We start from the raw sequence: 17,945 nt of genomic DNA, 5'->3' as shown, positions 1-17,945 counted from the left end.
GGCGTGACCGGAACCATGAGCAAAGCCGTTTCCGCGGTGGTTGCCATGGCGGTGCTGGGCACGACGGCGACCGAAGCCGTCGCCGCCATGCCCGCCAAGCCCGTCCAGGCATCGTCGTTCGCCCAGGCGATGGCGACGCTCGACGCGGCCGCCGCGTCGCTGCCCAAGCCCGGTGCCACGACGAAGGCGCCCGCCCAGTCCACGCTGGAACGGCTCAGCGCGGACCGTGACCGGATGCTGGTCGAGGACTACGCGGACGGTGACCCTGAAGAAGAAGTCCGCGAGGCCGCCAAGAAGGCCTTGGAGAGCGACGACCCGAACGCCATCCGGGAGTTCCTGGAACATGGCGAGGCCGAGGCCCGCAAGCGGGCCAAGGAAAAGAAGGAAAACAACGACGACGAGAACCGCAAAAAGATCGAGGCGATGCGCGGCACCGGCGGGCCGCACTTCAACGCCGAGGTCGAGCGTGTTCTGGGGTCCAAGGCCACTGCCAAGGACCGCGCGGATTTCCTGGCTTTCGGCGCGCAGATCGCACGGGACCAGGACGCCAAGGACGAGAAGACCGCCAAGGAGCGCGCGGCCGAACTCCGCAAGCGTGTGGAGATGCTCGCCACGGTTGGCGGTCCGCAGGTGAAGGCAGCGGCCAAGGCCGCACTCGCCTCCAACGACGACGCGGTCATCGCGGAGTTCCTGGAAAAGGGATACTTGGTCGCCGCACGCAAGGACGCCGATGACCAGGCGGCCCACGAGAAGGCCCTGAAGGACGCTCAGGAAGCCGCCGAGAAGCTCCGGGACCTGGCCCGCAAGGCCGCTCGCGCGGCCGAGGCCCGTACCAAGCTGATCGGTCACCACGGGGAAGCCGTCAAGGCCCTCAAGGACGCGTCCAACGCCATGACGTCGGCCGCCGCGGCCGCCCGTGAGGCAGACCGGATGCTCTCGGCCGACCGTGTCGGCAAGCGCCTGTCCTCGTACGACAACGTCAAGGCCGACGTGGCCCGCCAGGTGGAGTACGCGTCCCACGCGGCCAAGGCCGCCCAGATCGCGGCCGCCCAGGCCAAGATCCAGGCCGACGAGCTGGTGGACACCGGGCTGACCCACGGCGTCCAGTGGTCCGAGGTCGCCTCCGGCATGGCGGCCGCCGCCGACGCGGCGGTCAAGGCCAGCGAGACCGCCCAGCACGCCGTGGACGCCGACGCCGCGGCGCTCAACTCCAAGAACGCGGCCGAGGCGCACGAGCAGCAGGCCAAGCAGTGGCGCGCCAACGCCGAGCAGCACGCCAAGGCGGCGGCCACGATGGCCGCGGCCGCCGAGAAGCAGGCCAAGACCGCGGCCGACGCGGCAGCCCGGGCCAAGACGGCCCGTATCGAGGCGGAGAAGGCTGAAGCGGAGGCGTGGGAGCACGCCAAGAAGACCCGTGCGGCCCGCCTCGAAGCTGAGCGGCAGGCGAAGATCGCTGCCGAGCAGCGCCAGATCGCCGAGCGCGAGCGCAAGCTGGCCGCCGAGGCCCGCGCCCGTGCCGAGAGCGAGCGCGACGCCGCGGCTGCGGCACGGGCGCGCGCAGAAGCCGAGGCCCGTACCGCCTCCGCCCTGAGGGCCCAGGCCCAGTCCGCCGCCACCGCCGCCTCGGCGCGCGCGAGCGCCGAGGAGAAGGAAGGCATCGCGGCCAAGGCCGACGAGCGGGCTCGCGGTGACGAGCGGGCGGCTCACGAGGCCCGCGACAAGGCCTTCCAGGCCGAACAGAACCACCGGGCCGCGGAGGCCAAGGCCAAGGCCACCGAGGCGATCGCCGCCTCCGGCCGCGGTACCCTCAACGCTGCCGAAGCCCGGGCCGCAGCGGACGGCGCCCGTCAGGACGCCACCGCCGCCGGAGCGGCGGCCGGTCAGGCACGCAGCGCCGCCGACGGCGCCAGCGGTGCGGCCGTACGCTCCCGCGCCGCCGCTACCGAAGCCGCTGGGCACGCCGCCCGGGCCCGCGCCGCTGCGGCCGAGGCCACCGCGCACGCCGCCAAGGCCGACGCCGCGGCCAACAAGGCCGAAGCCGCTGCCGCTGCCGCCAACGCCGCGGCCAACAAGGCCGAATCCGAGGCAGCCGCCACGCACGCCGCGGCGCAGCGCGCCAACGCCCAGGCCGCCGAGGCCACCGCCCAGGAGGCCCGCGCGGGCATCGCCGCCCACGAGTCCGCCCGCCTGGCGGACCTGGCCATGCGGGAGGCCAAGAACGCCCTCAACGCGGCCAACCGCACCAAGGAAGAAGCCGAAGGCGCGGTCCGCGAGGCCGCGATGGCCCGACTCCAGGCCACCACCGCGGTACAGGCCTCTGTGGCAGCCCGCGGCACCGCCGCCGGCATCGCCGACCCGGCCAACACCGCCATCGAGATGACCGCGCCCTTCACCGGCTCGGACGTCGACGCGGACTTCGCCACGCAGGTGGCCAAGGCCGCCCTGGAGACCGGCAAGGAGCAGGTCGAATCCGCCGAGGCCAAGGCCGCCGAGGCGCTCAAGGCCGCCAAGGCCGCCGAGGACGCCGCCAAGCGCGCCAACGCCCAGGTGGCACCGGCCTTCAAGGCCGCCGCCGACGCGGCGACCTCCGCCGCGAACGCCGCACGCTCGGCCGCCAACGCCATGAAGTCCGCCGCCCAGGCGGCCGACGAAGGCGCCAAGGCCCGTGCCGCGGCAGCCAGTGCCAACAAGGCCGACGCCCAGGCCCAGGCCGACGCCAAGGCCGCCCGCCAGGCAGCCAACCAGGCCTACGCCGACGCCAAGGCGGCCCGCCAGGCCGCCAACGCGGCCGAGGCCGAAGCCTCCCGCGCCCGTGGCGCCGCCGCCGAGGCCACCCAGCACGCCAACGCCGCTGCCGCCGCCGCTTCCAAGGCCGAACACGAGGCCGCGGTCGCCCAGAGCGCCGCCACCCAGGCCGAGAACGACGCAGCCGCCGCAAGCAAGCTCGCCGACTCCGCCGAACAGCACGCCAAGTCGGCAGAGGAAACCGCGAAGAAGGCCAACCAGTACGCCCAGGAGGCGAAGGAAGCCGCCGAGAAGGCGGAGGCTTACGAGCGTGAGCAGGAGCGGAAGCGGCGCGAGGAGTCGCTGAAGGAGGAGAGCGGCAAGGGGGACTCCGAGGAACTCACTGCGGGCCAAGAGGCAGCTCTCAAGGCCGCCGGCATCACGCCTGAAGAGTACAAGGCAGCTCTCGAACTCGACGACAAGGGATTCCTCGGCTTCCTCAAGGAACACGGCGCCGAAATCCTGGTCTCCCTTCTTGGCCTTGACGACGTCAAGGCGTGTTTCACCAAGGGGGACATCGAGGCTTGCGTCTGGACTCTCATCGGCGCGCTCCCTTGGGGCAAGGCCTTCCAGGCCATCAAGGAAGCCCCGGCGATCGCCAAGGCCATCTACCGGACAGTCACGGGCATCGGCAAGTTCATCGAGGAGTCCGACAAAGCGAAGAAGCTGATCCGCAAGAGCAAGGAGATCATCGACAAGGTCCGCAAGGTTCCTTGTTTCACCGAGGAAAAGAAGAACAGCTTCACGCCGGAAACCCCGGTGTTGATGGCTGACGGCACGCATAAGCTGATCGAAGCGATTCAGGTCGGCCAGCTGGTTCTGGCAACCGACCCGGAATCCGGACGGACCGAGGCGCGACCGGTTACGGATGTGATCGTCGGTGAGGGGCAGAAGCACCTGGTTGAGGTCACCATCGACACCGATGGCGCGGCCGGGAACGCCACCGGAACACTGAAGGCCACTGGAGGGCACCCCTTCTGGGTCGTGAACCGGGCCCGATGGCTGGACGCCAAGGATCTCAAGGCAGGCGATCAGCTCCGCACCGCTGGCGGGGACCTGCGCGACGTCGTCGGCATCCGTGCCTGGACCGAGGTACGTAAGGTCTACAACCTCACTGTGGCGGGTATCCACACGTATTATGTGCTGGCAAGCGGAACTCCGATCCTCGTTCACAACAGTGATCCCTGTGACGTCGTTCCCAGCGTGGATGTTCTCGATGGGACGTGGAAGCGGATGGGATTTTCGGACCGGAACGCGTTCGGTAACGTAGCGTGGGGCGGTCGGAGTCTGGCTGATGCGAGCAAGCTGAAGACCCCGGAGCAATTGGCGAAGATGAGGGAAATAGGCTTGACCAAGGAGGATGCCCAGTACTGGCGCAACTTCTACGCGAATATCCACAAGAAGTCTGCGGAGAAATTCCCGGACAACCCGGAAAAGGTCAACCCTAGTGCCAAGTCGCGGGCGGATCTCTTCCAGTACTACATGGATAACCTCTGAGGGTGAGTATGCGCTTTGTGATCCGCACAGATAGGCCAGTGGTGGTGGCTTTCGAGCCGACTGCGGCCGAATACTTTCTGGAGCCAGGAGAGGACATCGTCGTTGAATGGTTCGGAGAGGGGGGAGATGGAATGGTTTCCTTGGAGTCGGCGAACTTCGTTGTGTCTGCCCCGAGTGGCGGGTACAGCAGGGCGTGGGACTCGAACGGTGTGGAAATCTACATAGGTCCTGAGTCTGGGCCGGAGGCGCGCTAACCTGAACGGTATGGCGAAATGGTGCGATTTTGCGATGACGCCCTTTCGTTGTACCGCTCGCAAAGTTGTGGTGCAGTCGCAGTGGTGTGACTGGCGCATTTGTGAGTTTCGTGCTCATTTTCGCCGGGCGCTGCGTGCAAAGAATGGGGCCCCGTCGAAAAGTTATTTCGGCGGGGCCTCTTGACGTCAATTAACGACATCAATGGACGATGCTCGGTTGGTTGGGGGCTTTGGGTGATTCGACCGAGCAACTCTGGCTTGCAGTCCGTGTCAGCGCCCTGAAGCCCTGAGTGCTTGAGGTAGGGCGCCTTGCGCCAAGTGACACTTGTTACGCGAGTGGGCTACCGACAGTCACCCCCGCACGGCCAACGAAACCCCGAACCTCCCCTCCCCATCAGTCCACCACCGGCTCAGCTCGAACCCGGCGGCCTTCAGTTCGTCCCGCACCCCCTCCTTCCGGAATTTTGCCGAGATCTCTGTCCGGATTTCTTCGCCTTCCGCGAAGGGGACCGCCAGGTCCAGCGCCGGGACCTTGACCGTCAGTTCCTTCTTCGCGCGCAGGCGCATCTCGATCCATTCGCGCTCGGCGTTCCACAGCGCTACGTGCTGGAAGTCGGACGGGTCGAAGTCGGCCTCCAGTTCTCGGTTGATGACGTGGAGGACGTTTTTGTTGAACTCGGCGGTGATGCCGGTCGGGTCGTCGTAGGCGGCGATGAGGGTGGGTTCGGGCTTTACCAGGTCGGTGCCCAGGAGGAGAGCGTCGCCGGGGGAGAGGAGGGCGTGGGTGGCGCGGAGGAAGGTGGTGCGTTCTTCCGGGAGGAGGTTGCCGATGGTGCCGCCCAGGAAGGCGAGGAGGCGGGGGCCGGGGGTGCCGGGGAGGGCGAAGCCCTGTTGGAAGTCGGCTACGAGGGCGTGGACGGTGAGGGAGGGGTGGAGGCCGAGGAGGGTTTCGGCGGCGGTGGTCAGGGCGGATTCGCTGACGTCGACCGGGACGTAGGTGTGGAGATCGGTCAGGGCCGCGATGAGGTGGCGGGTCTTGTCGGAGGAGCCGGAGCCGAGTTCGACGAGGGTGCGGGCGCCGGTGGCCGCTGCGATGTCGGCGGAGTGGTTGATCAGGATTTCGCGTTCGGCGCGGGTGGGGTAGTAGTCCGGCAGGGTGGTGATCTCGTCGAAGAGTTCGCTGCCTCGGGCGTCGTAGAACCATTTGGGCGGGAGCTGTTTGGGGGTGCGGGTGAGGCCGTGGGCGACGTCGGCGCGGAGCGCGGCGGTGGTGGCGTCGGCGGGCAGGGTGCGGGTGACGGTGAGTGAACTCACGCGGCGGGCTCCTTGAGCGGGGTGAGGAGGACGTCGGTGGGCGTGGCCGCGAGCAGGGTGTACGCGGGGACCTCGGTCCAGTGGGGGGAGGCGTCGTACGGCTCGGAGGCGACGGTGGTGCTGCGTCCGGGCTCGGCGAGGTAGAAGAGGGAGTCGCCCCAGGTGGTCGCGGCGATGGTGGCGCCGTCGGTGAGGAGCAGGTTCAGCCGGGCGCCGGGCGCGGCGGCGGACACCGCCGTGACGGTGTCGGCCAGTGCCTCGGCGGGGTCCAGGCCGGCGCTGAGCCGGTGGTGCACCAGTGCCCAGAGGAAGGCCGAGTCGCAGCGGGCCTGGAGGGAGAGGAGTCGGTGCGGGGGGAGTTCGGCGGCCAGGTCGGCCAGGGAGCCGGGCCAGCCCGGTACGGCGCCGTTGTGGCTGAAAAGCCACGGTCCGTCGGCGAACGGCGCGGCGGCCGCCTCGGCGTCCGCGCCGGCGAAGGTGGCGTCCCGGACGGCGGCGAGCAGAGCGGTGGTGCGCACCACCCGGAGCAGGTCGAGGACCCCGGTGTCGGCCCAGATGGGCCCGCCTTTGCGGTACCGGGCGGGAACCGGGTCGCCGGGCGCGTACCAGCCGACGCCGAAGCCGTCCGCGTTGACGGTGCCGTGGATCTGGTGGCGTGGCTGCCACGACTGGCGGTACAGGCCGTGGGAGGGCGCGGTGATCAGGGAGCCCAGGGGGACCTCTGGCCCCAGGTAGGCGATGTGGCGGCACATCAGTTTCGCCTCCGGGGGGTGGTGGGTGGTGTTGCGCCTCCGGGGGTGGCGTGCGGCGGGGTGGCGTGCGGTGAGGTGGCGTGCGGCGGGGCGGTGTGCGGTGAGGTGGCGTGCGGTGAGCTGGCGTGCGTTTGCGCCGGGGTGCGTCCCGGCCGGGCCGGGGCCCTCATGCGCCCTCCGGGTCGGCGTCGCGGGCGGTGCGGAAGCCGGCGAAGATCTGGCGCCGTACCGGGAGGTCCCAGTTGCGGAAGGTGCCCCGGCAGGCCACCGGGTCGACGGCGAAGGAGCCGCCGCGCAGCACCTTGTACGGGCCGCCGAAGAACACCTCCGAGTACTCCCGGTAGGGGAACGCGGCGAAGCCGGGGTAGGGGAGGAAGTCGCTGGCGGTCCATTCCCAGACGTCGCCGATGAGCTGGCGTATGCCGAGGGGGGACTCGCCGTCCGGGTAGCTGCCGACGGGGGCGGGGCGCAGGTGCCGTTGGCCCAGGTTGGCGTGGGTGGGGCCGGGGGTCTCGTCGCCCCACGGGTAGCGGCGGGAGCGGCCACTGACCGGGTCGTGCCGGGCGGCCTTCTCCCACTCCTCTTCGGTGGGCAGCCGTCGGCCCGCCCACCGCGCGTACGCGTCGGCCTCGTACCAGCTCACGTGCAGGACCGGTTCGTCCGGTGGTACCGGTTCGGTGACGCCGAAGCGTCGCCGTAGCCACTGGCCGCCTTCCTGGCGCCAGAACAGCGGGGCGTGCAGGCGGTGTTCGCGTATGTGGTCCCAGCCTTCGGCGGTCCACCAGCGCGGTTCGCTGTAGCCGCCGTCCTTGATGAAGTCGAGGTAGGCGCCGTTGCTCACCGGTGTGGTGTCGATCAGGAAGGACGGCAGGAGACGACGGTGCGCGGGGCGTTCGTTGTCCAGGGCCCACGGTTCGGTGGAGGTGCCCATCGTGAACGGGCCGGCGGGCACCAGTACTTCGGCGGGCAGGGGGCCGTCGGTGGTGCGCGGCGGCTCGGGGGCCGTCAGCGCGGCCGGGCCGCGCCGCAGCTGGTGGGTGATGAGCATGGTCTCGTCGTGCTGCTGCTCGTGCTGCGCGATCATGCCGAAGGCGAAGCCGGAGTCGAGCAGGGGTGCGCCGTGCAGCGGGCTGCTCTCCAGCACGTCCAGGACCCGGCTGCGGACGTCCGCCACGTAGCCGTGTGCTTCGGCGGGCGGCAGCAGGGGCAGGGACGGACGTTCGGCCCTCGGGTGCTCGAAGGCGTCGTACACGGAATCGATGTCCGGGCGCAGTGCGTCCCGCTTGCCGACCGCGCGCAGCAGCCACTGCTCCTCCTGGTTGCCGATGTGCGCCAGGTCCCAGACCAGGGGCGACATCAGCGGGGAGTGCTGGGCGGTGAGGTCGTGGTCGTCGACGCAGGTGGTCAGCGCGCGGGTGCGGTCACGCGCGGCGAGCAGGGCGCGCGCCGCGCGTTCCCGGAGTGCTTCGGGGTCGTGAGACTCGGGGTCGTGGGGCACGGAGGTCACAGGCTGTCCTTCCCGCGGGTGAGCTGGTCCTCGTACGCGGCGTCCTCCGCCGAGCCCGTGAGGGGCGCAGGTGCCGGTCCGGGTGGCGCGGCGGCCGGCTCCGGCGCCGCGGCGGCCGTCCCGGGCGATCCGGCGGCCGCCCCGGGCGACCCGGCGGCGGGGACCGGCGATCCGGCGGCGGGGACCGGCGATCCGGCGGCAGGGTCCGGCGATCCGGCCGCGACCGGGCCGGGTGGCACCGCGACCGGGCCGGGTGGCGCCGGACCAGGTGGCACCGCGTCCGCCACCGCCCTCTCCGCCGCCACCATCTCCTCCTCCCCGTACGCCCCGTCCAGCAGATCGTCCGCCGGGCAGCGGCCCCGCGCCACGTAGCGCTCGGTGAAGCCGGCGACCGCTTCGCTCACCTCGGTCGGGGCCCCCAGCCGGGGCAGCGCCTCCTGGGCGATGGTGAAGCAGGCCAGGGCGGCGGCCCGCAGCTCGGGGTCGGTCAGCGCGCCCCGGGTGGCGTGCCGCCACAGCGGGTTGCGCGGCGCGGGACGGGAGCCGGCCGTCTCGGCGAGGGGTTTGACCACGCGGTACGCGCTCTCGGCGGCCTCCGGGTCGTCGAACAGCGCGGCCGTGACGGCCAGCGGCACGATCCAGCCGCCGTCCCCCGGCTGCGCGTCGATCATGCGCAGCTCCAGGTGTCCGCGCGGCCGTACGGGCGGGAAGAGCGTGGTGACGTGGTAGTCGAGGTCCTCCTCGGTCGGCGGGCGCGGCGCACCCGTGCGGACCCAGTCGCGGAACGTCAGCCCCTCGGGCGCGTCCCATGGACCGTCGTCGCTGCGGACGCACATCACGGGCGCGTCCAGGACGTAACCGGCCCAGGCGGCACGCGGGTCGGGGCCGTCGGCCGGGGCGAGGGTGCGGGCCGGGTCCATCTGGGACCACACCACCTGGCGGGTGGAGCGGTAGCCGGTCGGGCAGCCCTCGCTGACGGGAGAGTTGGCGAAGGCGGCGAGCAGGACCGCGCCCAGCAGGTGGGCCAGCCGCCAGCGGCGGCCGAGCCCGAGCGGGCCCGGCTCCTCGTGGCCGGCGTCCAGGCAGACCTGTACGGAGGCGGTGCCGCACATCATGGATCTGCCCGCGTCGCCCCAGCGGTCGAAGTACGCCTCCATGGCGTTGTAGCGGGGTTCGGTGAGCACCCGCCGCGGGGGGTGCCAGGGATTGTGGCCGTGGCCCGCCATACCGAGGCCCAGCTCCCGCATCGCGGGGCGGACCAGGGCCAGGTCGGCCGAGACGGCTTCGATGCACGCGGTGAGGGACGTGGCGGGCAGCGAGCTGAGCTCCAGCTGTCCGCCGGGTTCGAAGGTGAGGGCCGACCGCAGGGGGAGGGCCCGCAGTGCGGTGGCCGCTTCGCGGTGTCGTACGGGGTCGACGGGACATCGGGGGTTGTGAGCGTCGTGGACCAGCCACTCGATCTCGACACCCAGGCGGCGGGGTGGTCCGGTCTTGAAGCAGATGCCACGCAGGTGGGCCTCCAGCTCCGCCTCCGTGACCGCCGGCCGTGCGGGCATGGGCTCCAACTCCCTCGGATCGGGACGACGGCTGTCGTCCGACGGCGGAATTGCCGCCCTCCACCTAAGCGGGTGCGGGCGGTGCGCTCAAGGGCACATTCTCGTCGCGGCGGTGCCGGTGCGCGAGGGCACCGGCCCGGAACGGTGTGGTCCCGGGGCCGGTGCACCCGCTCCTGCCTGGGGTTTTCCGGCAGTGACGCGCGATGCGGAGGGTTCGTTTCTTTGTGCGAATTTGGGGGAAGGGGAGAGGTGCGGGACGCCGAGGCACGCCGGAGGTGCACCGGGTGTCGGGCGCCGCGTCAGGCTGCCCAGGCCCGCCGTTCCGGGGCGCGCGGGTCGTCGGTCAGGGTCCACTCGGCGTCGATGCGCATGGTGGTCCGGCGCCCGGTGTCGTACGGGGCCCAGCCGGGGCTGCCGGTCGCGGCGAACCGGACCCAGCTCCCGTGCATCCGGGTGGCCAGGTCCGCGGGCGGCGCACCAGGGCCGAGCAGTGCGCCGGGCCCGCGCAGTCCGGGCAGGTCCGTGCGGTCGAAGACGAAGGGGAGCTCCACGGCGTGGGCGGCGCCCAGCGTCCCGTCCAGTGCCTGGGAGCGCCACGCGAACTCGTACCCGAAGGTGGCTGCCCCCGGGTGGGCGGCATGCGCGGAGGCCAGGGCCCAGGTGCCCGCGCCGAACAGCGCGTCGCCCATGACGGCGGACCGCAGCGCCCCGGCGGACGCCCCGGGACGCGTCGTCCGGTACGTCCCGACGAGCCGCGCCGGGTCCGGGTGCGCCTGAGCCGCCGCCGCGTCGACGTCCGCTTCGGCCGAGGTGGTGTACCGGCCCACCGGAGCCAGGTAGAGATTCCCTTCCTCGGCGTTGGTTCCGATGAGCAGGTCCACGTCGGAAGCGGCCCCCGCGGCGACGGACGCGGCCGGCTGGGTGTCCAGGACCAGGCTGAACGGGCTGAGGCCGAGCAGCGGGTCGCGGTGGGCGGCGGTCCGCAGGCAGATGCCCGCCAGCCGGGCAGCGGTCTCGACCAGCCGGGCATCGTCGAGGTCCGCGAAGGCGTCGGCGTGCGGCCGGACGCCCAGGTCCGCGGCGGCCGCCCGGGTGACGCGGGCGGCCTGCTCGGTGCTGAAGGTCCCCAGCCCGCTGCCGCTCTGGACGATCGCCCGGCGGACGAGGCCCGCGGCCTCCGGGGAGGCGAGCACACCCCCGACGACGGTGGCCCCGGCGGACTGGCCGAAGAGGGTGACACGGTCGGGGTCACCACCGAAGGCGGCGATGTTCTCCCGTACCCAGCGCAGCGCGGCGACGACGTCGAGGAGACCGCGGTTGGCGGGGGCTCCGGGGAGGTCCAGGAAGCCCGCGATGCCGAGCCGGTAGTTCAGGGTGACCAGGACGACGCCGTCGCGGGCGAAGCCGGCGCCGTCGTACAAGGCGGACCGCGTCGATCCGGCGACGAACCCGCCGCCGTGGACGAACACCATGACGGGCAGGCCGCCGCTCGCGTCCCGCGGCGTCCGGACGGTGACGGTCAGGTAGTCCTCGCCGCGGCTCCAGCCGGCGCCGAAGTAGGGCGTCATGTCCAGGCTGCCCAGGTCACGCGCGGACTGCGGCGCGTTGGGGCCCGGTGTGGTGGCGTCCCGTACGCCGTCCCAGGGCGCGTGCGGGCGCGGCGGCGCGAACCGGCCGGGACCCACCGGAGGGGCGGCGTAGGGGATGTTCCGGAAGACGGCGCTGCCGTCCTGGCGCAGGCCGCGGACCGCTCCCTGGGCGGTGGTCACGACGGGGGCCGGGTGGTGGTTGTGATGTACAGGCATGTGTCTCGGGTCTCTTCGGTCGCTGTTCTCTCAGGCCTCTTCGGCCTCTGTGGATCCTCTGGTCCCTCCCGGCGCTCAGTCCCGCTCGGTGTACGGCGTGAACGGGGCCCACCCCTTGATGGCGAAGGTGTTCCCGTCGCGCACCACCTCCGCGGCGCCGTGCCCGCCCAGATGCGCGGGAATGACGAGTGCGTTGGTGTCGGCCGCCCGGCCCAGCACCTTGCGCCGGGTGGCGCGGGCGCCCGCCGGGTCCTCGCAGAAGCAGCTGTTGGCGTCCGGCGCGAGGATCTGCGCGGGACTGTGCAGCAGGTCACCGACGAACACCGCGCGGTCGGTGCCGGACGCGAGGGTCAGTACGGACGAGCCGGGGGTGTGCCCGGGAGCCGCGTCCAGACGCAGATTCGCGTCGATACGGTGGCTGTCCTCCCACAAGTGCGTCAGCCCCGCCTCGTGCACGGAAGCCACGCTGTCCTCGAACACGTTCTGATTTCCGCGGCCGAGTTTCGGCTGGTGGCCGTTGGCGGGGTTCCAGAAGTCGAAGTCGTCCTTCGGCATCAGATACGTGGCATTCGGGAAGGTGGGAATCCAGTTCCGGCCGTCCAGATACGTGTTCCAGCCGACGTGGTCGACATGCAGATGCGTGTTGATGACGACGTCGACGTCCTCGGGCGCGACACCGGCCCGGGCCAGAGCGGCCAGGAAACCGGTGTCCAGACGGCTCCAGACCGGGGAGTACGGGCGCTCCTTGTGATTGCCCACGCCCGTGTCGACCAGGATCGTCCTGCCTTCGCTGCGCAGCAGCCAGGTCTGGATCGCGGAGTTGACGACGCGGGTTTCGGGGTCCAGGAAATCCGGGGACACCCAGGAGGAGTTCTTCTCCCACACCTCCTCCGGGACGTCGGGGAAGAAGGTGTCCGGCGTCATGTGGACCGGGCCGAAATATTCCCGGACGCGGGTGACGGTGACATTTCCGAGTTCGATGGTTTCCGTGCGCTTTTCCATGGGGTGCCTTCGCGAATCCGTGGGTTTTCCCGGAACCGTACGAGCGGGACCGACGCGCGAGGTATCCGTCAGGTGACTGCATCCGCACCTGCACCCGCACCCCGCGCCCCCGCACGCCGGTTCCGCCGCTTGTAGCCTGGGTGGCACGAGGCACGACGGCTCCGGTCCAGGAGCCCGCATTCCTGGAGACGGCGTGGACGAGTACCGAGCGGCCCCCGGCACGGTCACGGGACCGGCGCCGGTACCGGCCCCGGAGGACCTCCTCGTCGGCCGGGACGCGGAACTCGCCCGCCTCTTCCGCACGGTGGACTCCCGTACGGCGGACCCGGCAGCCGAGGCCGGCCCGGTACTGCTACTCACCGGCGACGCGGGCACGGGCAAGAGCGCGCTGCTGGACTCCGCGGCACGCCGGGCAGCGGCCCGGGACACCCGCGTCCTGCGCGCCTGCGGGAGCGAGTCGGAGGCGGACCTCGCCTTCTCGGCGCTGCACCAGCTGCTGCGGCCGGTACGGGCCGAGGCGGACGTGCTGCCGACGGGGCAGCGCGCGGCGCTCCACGACGCGTTCGGTACCGGGCAGGCCGGAGCGTCCCCCGGCCCCCTGCTGACCGGGCTCGCCGTCCTGGGCCTGCTGTCGGCACTGGGGGAGCGGGGCCCCGTACTCGCCGTACTGGACGACGCCCAGTGGTGCGACCGCGCCTCTCTGGACGCCCTGGCGTTCGCCGCCCGACGGCTGGCGGAAGAACCGGTCACGGTGCTGGTCGGCGCCCGTACCGGCGACCGCCTGCCGGGCTTCGACCGCCAGGTGCCGGTACTCACCCTCGGCCCCCTCGACGACGCGGCGGCGCACCGCCTGCTGGATCTTCAGCCGTGGCGTCCCACCGGCCGGACCAGGGCCCGCATCCTCGACCAGGCCGGCGGCAACCCCTTGGCGCTGACCGAACTGACGAGGGCCGCCGCCGACCCGGAGAGCGGCCTCGCGGCCGGGGAGCCGCCGTCCGCCGGTCCGCTCCCGCTCACCGACCGCCTGGAACGGCTCTTCGCCGCCCGCCTGCCCGGCCTCCCGGCCCGTACGTCGCGGGCGCTGCTGCTCCTGGCCGCCATGGACACCGCCGACCACGCCGCCGTAGCAGCCGGGCTGTCGCACGTCGAGGACGACGCCTGGCTGCCCGCCGAGCATGCCGGGCTTGTCCGCCGTAGCGGCCGGGACACCCGCTTCCGCCATCCGCTGGTCCGGTCCGCCGTCTACCACGCCGCGCCTTTCGACGCGCGGCGCGACGCCCACCGCGCGCTCGCCGGGATGCTGCCGGACGCACCGGACCGCCGCGCCTGGCATCTGGCCGCCGCCTCCGTACGTCCGGACGCGGCCGTGTCGGCCGAGCTGGAGCGGACCGCCGACCGGGCCCGGCGCCGGGGCGGCCACGCGGCAGCGGCCAAAGCGCTGCAGCGTGCCGCGGAGCTGGCCCCGCGGCGCGCGGACGGCGCCCGGCTGCTGGTCGAGGCCGCCGGCGCGGCCGTGTACACCGGTGACCTCGTCTGGGTCGAGGAACTGGCCGCAGCGGCTCGCGCCCGGACCGACGATCCGGCGCTGCTGGCCTCCGCCGCGGCGCACGCCGGCCGGCTGGCGACGCTGACCGTACGCCACAGCGTGGTCTTCTCCCGCCTGGCCGGTGCCGCCGAGGAACTGGCGGCCGCGCAGCCCGCCGTCGCCTTGGATCTGCTGGCGGGGGCCGCGGTGGTCCGTTTCTATTCGGGCGAGGAACTCCAGCGCCGCCGCATCGAGGGCATCCTGCGGCGCGTTCCCGAGCACGCGCCCGCGTCACACGACTGGCTGCGCGCCTGGGTACGGGCCGTGTCGGCCCCTGACGACGGGCGTCCGCAGCTCGTCCGTGCCCTCACCGCCTCGATGGCCGGGGCGGAACACCAGCCGGGCAGACTCACCGCTCTCGCGGTCATGGCATGGGTCCTGGACGAGACTCCGCAGGCCGCGCGGGCCTTCGACGCGGCCTTCGACCGCTGGGAGTCGCACGAGCCGCTGCCGGAGGGCCTGGGGGGCGCCGCCGCCTGGACCTACGTGGAACTGGGCAGGTGGGGGCAGGCCCGCGAAGTCTGCGCACGGATGGCCGCGGTCGGTGCCACGGCGGGCCTCGACCACGCCGTGGCGTGTGCGGCGGCGGTGGACGCCGTCGTACTGGCCCACCAGGGCGACGCGGCAGCAGCGCGCGCCCGCGCCGCCGACGCGCTCGCCCTGATAGACCCGCTGGAGAGCCGCTCCGTCACCGTCTACGCCCGTCGCGCACTCGGCGCAGCGGCAGCCGCGGAAGGCGCGTACGACACCGCGTACGACCAACTCCGCGCGGCCTTCACGGCGGACGGCGCGCCGCTCCACTACCACGCGTCCTGCCCGGCCCTTGCGGACCTGGCCGCGGCTGCCGTGCGCAGCGGCCGACGCGAGGAGGCCAGCGCGGTCGTCGAGCGCTGTGCGCGCACACTCGGGGGGCACGCCTCACCCCGGCTGCGCGCGCTGCTCAGCCGCGCACGTGCTTTGCTGGCGGCGCCCGAGGACGCCGAGCCGCACTTCCGGGCGGCCCTGGCGGAACCGGTGCTCGCCCACTGGCCTTTCGAGCGTGCCCAGGCCCTGCTGGACCTCGCCGAATGGCTGCGGCGCCGACGGCGTATCGCCGAGGCGCGGCCGCTGCTCGCCGAGGCACTGGAGACGTTCCGGCGTCTGGGGGCCCGCCCGTGGGTCGACCGCGCCCGGACCGAATCGCGTGCCGCAGGCCTCGACGTCACCGCACCGGCCCCTGACGCGCTCGCCGAACTGTCCCCCCAACAACAACAGATCGTCGGACTCGCGGCCCGTGGACTGACCAACCGCGAAATCGGCGAGAAGCTCTTCCTCTCCCCGCGCACCGTCGGCTCGCACCTCTACCGCAGCTTCCCCAAGCTGGGCATCACCGCCCGCTCCCAGCTGCGCGATCTCGTCGAGGGGGCGCTGCACGGGGCCGGCTGACGTCGGCGGCCGACGAGCGCGCCGTGGCCCGCCGGTCCGCCCGCGCGCGGACCGGCGGGCCGATCGCGGCTCACGTACGCTGCTTCCGGCCGCCGTCGCGAGCACGGGTTCCGGCGGCCTCACGGACAGCGCCGTACGCACGGGCGGTGTCCGGGCGCCGCACGGGACGAGGGGACGCGATGGCGAGAACGACGAGAACGACGGGTGGCGGCCGCGGCAAGGCCGCGCGGCCCCTGGCGGTCTTCGACCTGGACGGCACCCTCGCCGATACCGGGCACCGCCAACACTTCCTGGAGCGCCGGCCGCGCGACTGGAAGGGCTTCTTCGCCGCGGCCCCGGACGACCCGCCGCTCGCGGCGGGTGTGGAACTGGCCCGGCAGAGCGCCCAGGAGTGCGAGGTCGTCTACCTGACCGGCCGCCCCGAGCGCTGCCGCCGGGACACCCTGGCCTGGCTCGGACAGCACGGCCTGCCCGAAGGGCGGCTGTACATGCGCCCGGACGAGGACCGGCGTCCCGCCCGGTACACCAAGCTGGAACTCCTGCGCCGCCTGGCGGGCGGTCGCGACGTACGCCATGTCGTGGACGACGACGAACTGGTCTGCGACGCCTGCGAGCAGGCCGGCTACCCGGTCGTACGGGCCCGCTGGGCCGTACCCTCCGCCGACCTGAAGGACGCGCAGGAACGCGAGGGGCGCACCTGACCTCCGCGCCGCCCCAGGTGCCGGTGAGCGTCACCGTGCGTGATCTACTGCTGGTCGTGCAACCGATCGAAGAAACATCGAGGTCATGACCGACCACTGCTGCGACATGATGCGGGACCAGGTGGAAGCCGTCTGCGACCGGCACGACGATCCTTTCGCCTGCCCGGACGCGCTGATCCGTTTCAGCGCCGAATTCCGCGAGTACGGCCTGATCATCCACGACGGCGGTACGTCGAGCGTCACCATCACGTTCTGTCCCTGGTGCGGCCGGCGGCTCCCCGAGTCGCAGCGGGACCGGTGGTTCGACGAGATGGAACGCCGGGGGATCGACCCGTGGGAGGACGAGGTCCCCGCGGAGTTCGAGGACGGACGCTGGCTGGCCTCGCTTACCCAGGAACAGCGCGGCTGAGGCAGCACGGCGCAACGCCGCACCGGCCCGCCGTCCCGCACCACCATCCCCTCGCCTTCCGTCCCTCACCCCTGCACCCGGCCTCACATGCTTGCGATGGCGGTAACCCCCTGAGAGGGTGAGCCGCGCCGGCTGGTGGTGGTGCACACGCGCCCGGCCGAGGTACGGCGGCTGCGCCCGGCGATGGTTCGAACAGCCTGGAGGGGAACGGACGGTGGACGGTACGACCACAGGCGTGGCCCAGGTGGACGGTGTCCGGCTGCACTACACCCGGGCGGGTTCCGGCCCGCTGGTGGTGCTGCTGCACGGCTGGCCGCAGACCTCCCGGTGCTGGTGGCCGGTCCTCGGCGAACTGGCCGGGGACTACACCGTCGTCGCGCCCGACCTGCGCGGCTACGGCCGCAGCGACAAGCCCACGACCGGTTACGACAAGCGGCGGATGGCCGCCGACATGGCGGGTCTCGTCGAGTCGCTGGGGTTTGAGCGGGCCGCCGTCGTCGGGCACGACCGGGGCGCCAGGGTGGCCCACCGCTGGGCACTGGACCGGCCCGAACAGGTGGAACGGATCGCGCTGCTGGACATCGTGCCGACGCGTGAGATGGCGCGCCGCACGGACGCCACGATCGCCGCCGGGTACTGGCACTGGTTCTTCCACCTCCAGCCCGACCTGCCCGAGCGGCTGGCCGGCGCGGACGTCCGCGGCTACCTGGAGTACTTCTTCGAGCGCTGGACCTACAACCGGCACGCGCTGACCGACGAGGCCGTGGACGCGTACGTGGCGGCGTTCTCCCGCCCCGGCGCGTTGCGCGCGGGCTTCGACGACTACCGGGCCGTGGAGGCGGACGTCGCCCTGGACGACGCGGACTTCGCCGAGGGGCGGCTGCTGACCGTACCGGTCCTGGCCCTGTGGGGCGCGGCCGGCCTGCCCGCGCGGCTGCCGACGCTGGACATCTGGCGGGACCATTCCGCGCAGCCGGAGCTGGTGACCGGCGCGGAGATCGCCGAATGCGGGCACTTCGTCGCGGAGGAGGCCCCGGAAGCGCTGCTCGCGCATCTGCGTGCCTTTCTGCCGAAGTCCGCTTGACGGCCGCAGTCCGTTCGACGGCTGAAGACCACCTGTCGGCCGGAGCCCACCTGACGGCCGGAGCCCGCCCGACGTCTCGCCCGACGGCCCGTCAGGGCAGCGGTGGCAGGCCGCTGTCGGTCGGGCGCCGCGGCTTCCGCCGGCGGGCTGCGCCCGGATGGCCGGACGTCGCCGAAGAAAACGGACGATCTCCCTCCGAGATTTGTCATAGACACGAGGACGCTATTGGATCAGGGGCACTGGATGCGTACTATGCGCCATAGTTGATCA

General features: G+C 72.4%; 10 protein-coding genes and 1 pseudogene. 5 read left to right on the top strand and 6 right to left on the bottom strand.

The genetic code is table 11. The features are described from left to right. Positions 1-15 precede the first annotated feature (15 nt). Positions 16-4,281 carry a polymorphic toxin-type HINT domain-containing protein gene (locus OEIGOIKO_RS43430; protein ID WP_125052029.1) on the top strand — a complete coding sequence of 1,422 codons (4,266 nt, stop codon included), beginning with the start codon at positions 16-18 and terminating at the stop codon, positions 4,279-4,281. Between the two features lie 605 nt (positions 4,282-4,886). Here the strand turns inward: OEIGOIKO_RS43430 and egtD are convergent. From egtD to OEIGOIKO_RS04405, 6 genes and pseudogenes are all read right to left on the bottom strand, one after another. After that, positions 4,887-5,849 (bottom strand): L-histidine N(alpha)-methyltransferase, encoded by a 963-nt coding sequence (gene egtD / locus OEIGOIKO_RS04430; RefSeq protein ID WP_125052027.1) that lies wholly within the window; start codon positions 5,847-5,849, stop codon positions 4,887-4,889. Continuing rightward, positions 5,846-6,601: an ergothioneine biosynthesis protein EgtC gene (gene egtC / locus OEIGOIKO_RS04425; RefSeq protein ID WP_125052025.1), complete on the bottom strand. Its 756-nt coding sequence runs from the start codon at positions 6,599-6,601 to the stop codon at positions 5,846-5,848. Before egtC ends, egtD begins: the two co-directional genes overlap by 4 nt. 166 nt (positions 6,602-6,767) lie before the next feature. After that, the gene (egtB, locus tag OEIGOIKO_RS04420) at positions 6,768-8,108 is read right to left on the bottom strand and encodes an ergothioneine biosynthesis protein EgtB (RefSeq protein ID WP_246177197.1); all 1,341 of its coding nucleotides are present in this window, start codon (positions 8,106-8,108) and stop codon (positions 6,768-6,770) included. Between the two features lie 317 nt (positions 8,109-8,425). After that, positions 8,426-9,664, bottom strand: a pseudogene (gene egtA / locus OEIGOIKO_RS04415) (ergothioneine biosynthesis glutamate--cysteine ligase EgtA); the annotation flags it as partial. A 299-nt stretch (positions 9,665-9,963) separates the two neighbouring features. Next, positions 9,964-11,469: a carboxylesterase/lipase family protein gene (locus OEIGOIKO_RS04410; protein ID WP_125052023.1), complete on the bottom strand. Its 1,506-nt coding sequence runs from the start codon at positions 11,467-11,469 to the stop codon at positions 9,964-9,966. Between the two features lie 75 nt (positions 11,470-11,544). Further along, complete coding sequence (locus OEIGOIKO_RS04405; protein WP_125052021.1) at positions 11,545-12,471, bottom strand: MBL fold metallo-hydrolase; 927 nt, start codon at positions 12,469-12,471, stop codon at positions 11,545-11,547. Between the two features lie 193 nt (positions 12,472-12,664). Here OEIGOIKO_RS04405 and OEIGOIKO_RS04400 point away from each other — a divergent pair, with 193 nt between their 5' ends. From OEIGOIKO_RS04400 to OEIGOIKO_RS04385, 4 genes are all read left to right on the top strand, one after another. Then, positions 12,665-15,481: an ATP-binding protein gene (locus OEIGOIKO_RS04400; RefSeq protein WP_125052019.1), complete on the top strand. Its 2,817-nt coding sequence runs from the start codon at positions 12,665-12,667 to the stop codon at positions 15,479-15,481. 179 nt (positions 15,482-15,660) lie between these two features. After that, a complete protein-coding gene (locus OEIGOIKO_RS04395) occupies positions 15,661-16,182 on the top strand; it encodes a phosphatase domain-containing protein (RefSeq protein WP_125052017.1) in 522 nt (173 codons plus the stop codon). Between the two features lie 85 nt (positions 16,183-16,267). Continuing rightward, positions 16,268-16,591 carry a DUF6980 family protein gene (locus OEIGOIKO_RS04390; protein ID WP_125052015.1) on the top strand — a complete coding sequence of 108 codons (324 nt, stop codon included), beginning with the start codon at positions 16,268-16,270 and terminating at the stop codon, positions 16,589-16,591. A 214-nt stretch (positions 16,592-16,805) separates the two neighbouring features. Beyond that, complete coding sequence (locus tag OEIGOIKO_RS04385) at positions 16,806-17,675, top strand: alpha/beta fold hydrolase (protein ID WP_125052013.1); 870 nt, start codon at positions 16,806-16,808, stop codon at positions 17,673-17,675. The last annotated feature ends 270 nt before the right edge of the window (positions 17,676-17,945 follow it).

The sequence above is a fragment of the Streptomyces paromomycinus genome, from assembly GCF_003865155.1.
Classification (GTDB): Bacteria; Actinomycetota; Actinomycetes; order Streptomycetales; family Streptomycetaceae; genus Streptomyces; species Streptomyces chrestomyceticus.
This window is presented reverse-complemented; position numbering and strand designations above follow the sequence as displayed.

What these genes read in the sequence shown, in the direction of transcription:
- OEIGOIKO_RS04405 (WP_125052021.1), bottom strand. Translation starts at nt 12,471, where the DNA reads ATGGAAAAGCGCACGGAAACCATCGAACTCGGAAATGTCACCGTCACC.
- OEIGOIKO_RS04390 (WP_125052015.1), top strand. Translation starts at nt 16,268, where the DNA reads ATGACCGACCACTGCTGCGACATGATGCGGGACCAGGTGGAAGCCGTC.
- OEIGOIKO_RS04410 (WP_125052023.1), bottom strand. Translation starts at nt 11,469, where the DNA reads ATGCCTGTACATCACAACCACCACCCGGCCCCCGTCGTGACCACCGCC.
- OEIGOIKO_RS43430 (WP_125052029.1), top strand. Translation starts at nt 16, where the DNA reads ATGAGCAAAGCCGTTTCCGCGGTGGTTGCCATGGCGGTGCTGGGCACG.
- egtC (WP_125052025.1), bottom strand. Translation starts at nt 6,601, where the DNA reads ATGTGCCGCCACATCGCCTACCTGGGGCCAGAGGTCCCCCTGGGCTCC.
- OEIGOIKO_RS04395 (WP_125052017.1), top strand. Translation starts at nt 15,661, where the DNA reads ATGGCGAGAACGACGAGAACGACGGGTGGCGGCCGCGGCAAGGCCGCG.